Origin of the sequence: Dankookia rubra, from assembly GCF_004355005.1 — a bacterium.
GTDB classification, from domain to species: domain Bacteria; phylum Pseudomonadota; class Alphaproteobacteria; order Acetobacterales; family Acetobacteraceae; genus Paracraurococcus; species Paracraurococcus ruber_A.
Genome location: NZ_SMSJ01000205.1, coordinates 1 through 3729 on the forward strand (window position 1 = coordinate 1; position 3729 = coordinate 3729).

The window sequence follows — 3729 nt, forward strand, 5'->3', positions numbered from 1 at the left end:
ACGGCATCAGGCACGAATCCTACGCACCCGCTTTCGGCGCGACCCCAAGGCCTACCTCGCCGAGCTGGAGCAGAAAGCCTGCCAGCCAGCTTTGCCAGCCTAGAAAAAAAGGCGAGCTGGAGCTAAGGGAGAGCGTCTGGGGGGTGATGTCGTGCGGCTTTGGCTTTTGAGCTCCGGCAGGGCTCACGGTACGGAAGCGCGAGGAGCTGCGACCGGAGACGCGGGCCGGGCTCGCCGACTAAGCGGATGGGGTGCGGGAGTGGCAGCCGGGCGACTGCCGCTAGGAAGGTGAGGTCTAGCCCGCCCCGCTCGGAAAGGATGCCGTAGACCTCTCGACCTCAACATGCACTGCAATGCGAGGCGCAATCACCACTGACGACGTCTAACACGCGCTTTTCGGCCCGATTATCGGAGGTGAGAGAGCGCTGCCCTAATCCGAGAAACGCGCGCCAGAAGCACCGGGCGCGAGGTGGCACAGGGAGGCTGGGCAAGCTCTGGCTAACACGCGTTCTCCGCGCTTCCCGCGTGTTAGAGGGAGCCGCCTTATTCGATGGCAGTGGCAGAGGAAGTCGAGGTGACGACCGTCAATGCCGCGGCAATTAGTTCGTATGAGCCTGCCCCCTGAACAGCCGCCGCCATCGCCACTCACCCTTCCCGGAATGCCGTCCTAAACGATAGCGTGCCACCTCAGATGATGCGGGAGACGTCCGATGAATGCCGCGGACGACTACGGGGGCGAGATCCGGGGTGACGTTACCCCGACGCACGTCAACCCGGCGCTGGTCGAATTACGCGAGCGGGCGGCCCGAGCCGAGGGCGAACCGCGGCGCTCCGGGATGCCTTGGCGCGCGAGGCAGCCCAAGCAGCAGCAGAGCGCGCGGCGAGACAGACACTGGAAGCTTCATGGCGGGCCGCAGAGGCGGAGGTTGACCTAACCCGAGCGGAGTTGGCAGCGCTGACCGAGGGCGGCCCGCTGCAGCGCGCCCTCCGGGCCTTCGCATTCCGGCGGGGTCGGCCGTGAAGCCCGAGTTGATCGTCTTCTTCCTCGCTCTGCTGCTTGTCGCTGCGATCTCTAACACCCCGTCTCCATCCTTAATCGAGAATGAGAAGTACGCCGCTGGTCGACCTCTGGGCCGATGCCGGCCGGCTGCCTAGCTACATGCGGCGGAATAGAAAGGCCCAGCATGAGCGAGGACGAGGCACGGCGGCCGCCGGTGCGGGTGGATCAGATGACCTTCGACCGTCTAATCCGCATCGCTGACCGGCTAGGCCGCGTTCAGGCGGGCAATGCTGCGGCCGATCAGGCCATCTACCAGGCGCTCAATCGCAGCGGGCCGGTGCTGGCGTACACGGTGGCCGAGGACGCTGCCCAGAGCCTGCTACCTGCCGGCTTCGAATTGCTGCCCGCCACCTATGCCGGCGGCGCGGTCTATGCGGCCTGCCGGCGCAGCGGGACAGATGGGAAGTTGCCGCAGCCGCACCATGGGCAGTGGGGCACCACGTTGCCGCTGGCGATATGCGGCGTTTGCTTGCGGGTCCATGAGGGGCTGGACCAGGACCGCCGCAGCGCCCGGACCAGCAGGGCCTTGTTCTGACCGATGCTGAATAGCGGGTTGTTGCCCGCGCCCTCGCCAGTGCTCACTCACGCTGGAGAGAATGCCGCCGCGCCTGCGACCGGCTGAAGAGGCCGCCATCGTCAGCCGCTTGCTACAACGCCTCCTTGGCGACGACTGGCCGCGCTCGCCAGCACGGTCCGGTATCGCGTGAAGTGATCATCGGCACCGGAGGCGAGCATGACACCGACACCGGAGGTTGTCAGAAACCGGCCAGGGCGGCCGTGACGATTCCGCCGGCACCGACAGCCTGGTCGGCAAGGCCGAGGCCGTGTCGCATGGCTTGCGGCGGACCACCGGCTCGGGCCTGGTGAGCCTTCCTGACCTGGCGAGGACGGTCGTGACGCTGGACGCACCACATATGCTGGCCCTGGGCGCGGGGGCGCTGATGCTGGTCTGCATCAGCTTCTTGGGGGGCCTAAACAGCACCGTCATGTGGACGCTGCGCCTGCTGGCATGGGCGATGATCGCCACAGTGATCCTGCTGGCGCCATGACCGAGACCGACCCCGGCATCTTGTGGGGACAGCCCTACCCCGGTCGCTGCCGAGCAGTCAGACGCGGCGTGGCGCGATATTGGCCAGGGCGGCCTCTATGCTTGCCGATGCAGCGAGTTCGCGTAGGGCGATGCTGGCATGGTGGGGCGCGACCGGGACCACGTCTGCGATGCGCGCAGTGGTCTGGCGGCAGCCGTCCAGGGTGGTGCCAGTGACGCTTGGAATGAGGCTCGCAGTATCGAACCGGCGCACGGTGCGGAAGATCTGAGCGGGGCGACCGATCAGGGTGAAGTGGGTCATGGCCATCGCGGTGGGTCTCTCTGCGCCTGGGGCAGTGTCCCCCAGCCGTGTCCGGATCACTGTGGCGTGTGACACATATCAGGCGGTGACCTTGAAGCCTGGATTGCTGGTCGACGCTGGAAGATGACGCCCAGCGGCTGGTTCGTCACCGGCGAGTTGCAGGGCTGGCAATTCCGGCTCGACGTCATCCCGGCTGGTCTCCGCATCAGCGCCAGCGCGCCGGGCGGTGACCCTGCGGTGTGGGCCGTCACACGGTGAACGGTCAGCGCGGCGGACCGGGGTGACGCCGGCCACCAGCCGCGACCACGCCAAGGCTGCTTGGGTGGACGCCACCAGCGGATAGCCGCGCCGCTGCAATTAAGCCGTCGCGAGGACCTTGAACGACGCCTCAGCAATCCCTGAATCATGGCCGCCGGACGCCCGGATGGGGTTCGGTGGGAGCTGCCGGAGATCCGGCGCCGCCCGTGTCCATGTTGCTTCGCAAGGAGGATGTGGAGATGAGGACCGAGTACGACTTCAGCCCGCTGTTCCGCTCGACCGTTGGCTTCGACCGGATGTTCGACCTGCTGCAGCACGCGGCGCACGGCGGAGTGGACGAGAACTATCCGCCCTATGACATCGAGCGGACCGGCGAAGACAGCTACCGCGTCACGCTCGCGGTGGCCGGCTTCAAACCAGACGACCTGAACGTGGTGGCCCAGCAGAATATGCTGATCGTCACTGGCGAGCGGCGGAGCCGCACCGAGGCAAATGGTGAGCAGCAACGCCAAGTGCTCCATCGCGGTATTGCCGGCCGCTCCTTCGAGCGCCGCTTCGAGCTGGCTGACCATGTGAAGGTGGCGAGCGCCGATCTCGCCGACGGCCTGCTCACGATTGAGCTCAAGCGCGAGATACCCGAGGCGATGCGGCCGCGCCGGATCGAGGTCGGCAGTGCCGGGGGCAACGTGCTCCGCGGCCCGCAGCCGCAGCGCCAGGTCGAAGGCCAGGCGCAGGTCGCGTAAGCCCCGCGATCGACTGGCTCGAGCCGCAGCAGACATTGCCCCGCCGCTGCCGAGCGGCGGGGCTGCCCCAGCCTTACGCAGGATGACGATGACCAAATCGCGGCCACTCTGCCGGCATGAGCCTGCCACCTGCCAAGCCGAAGCTTACGTCCGAGGAACGCCACACCCGGCAGGCTGACCAGATGGCGCCAATGCGCCTCCGGATGGCGATTATTGATCCGGCCTGGGCGGTCTTGAAGGCGAGTAGGATCCGTCCAGGTTGGGGGCATGAAGCATGTGGACATGCGCAAGCTGCCGGCGGCGGCGCAAGAGGAACGTC

The 3729-nt window shown here is 67.0% G+C and carries 5 protein-coding genes; 4 read left to right on the forward strand and 1 reads right to left on the reverse strand.

From position 1 onward, the window contains the following. Window positions 1–1184: 1184 nt before the first annotated feature. Both E2C06_RS35800 and E2C06_RS35805 read left to right on the forward strand, forming a co-directional pair. Window positions 1185–1595 (forward strand): hypothetical protein, encoded by a 411-nt coding sequence (locus tag E2C06_RS35800; RefSeq protein ID WP_133293295.1) that lies wholly within the window; start codon window positions 1185–1187, stop codon window positions 1593–1595. Between the two features lie 217 nt (window positions 1596–1812). Further along, a complete protein-coding gene (locus tag E2C06_RS35805; RefSeq protein WP_133293296.1) occupies window positions 1813–2109 on the forward strand; it encodes a hypothetical protein in 297 nt (98 codons plus the stop codon). Between the two features lie 57 nt (window positions 2110–2166). Here E2C06_RS35805 and E2C06_RS35810 read toward each other — a convergent pair whose 3' ends face one another. Continuing rightward, complete coding sequence (locus E2C06_RS35810) at window positions 2167–2415, reverse strand: hypothetical protein (protein WP_133293297.1); 249 nt, start codon at window positions 2413–2415, stop codon at window positions 2167–2169. Window positions 2416–2532: 117 nt separating this feature from the next. Here E2C06_RS35810 and E2C06_RS40550 point away from each other — a divergent pair, with 117 nt between their 5' ends. Further along, window positions 2533–2667, forward strand: coding sequence for a hypothetical protein (locus E2C06_RS40550; RefSeq protein ID WP_277751920.1), 135 nt, complete (start codon window positions 2533–2535; stop codon window positions 2665–2667). Between the two features lie 239 nt (window positions 2668–2906). Continuing rightward, window positions 2907–3410, forward strand: coding sequence for an Hsp20 family protein (locus tag E2C06_RS35815; RefSeq protein WP_133293298.1), 504 nt, complete (start codon window positions 2907–2909; stop codon window positions 3408–3410). Window positions 3411–3729: the final 319 nt, after the last annotated feature.

What these genes read in the sequence shown, in the direction of transcription:
- E2C06_RS40550 (WP_277751920.1), top strand. Translation starts at nt 2,533, where the DNA reads ATGACGCCCAGCGGCTGGTTCGTCACCGGCGAGTTGCAGGGCTGGCAA.
- E2C06_RS35815 (WP_133293298.1), top strand. Translation starts at nt 2,907, where the DNA reads ATGAGGACCGAGTACGACTTCAGCCCGCTGTTCCGCTCGACCGTTGGC.
- E2C06_RS35810 (WP_133293297.1), bottom strand. Translation starts at nt 2,415, where the DNA reads ATGGCCATGACCCACTTCACCCTGATCGGTCGCCCCGCTCAGATCTTC.
- E2C06_RS35800 (WP_133293295.1), top strand. Translation starts at nt 1,185, where the DNA reads ATGAGCGAGGACGAGGCACGGCGGCCGCCGGTGCGGGTGGATCAGATG.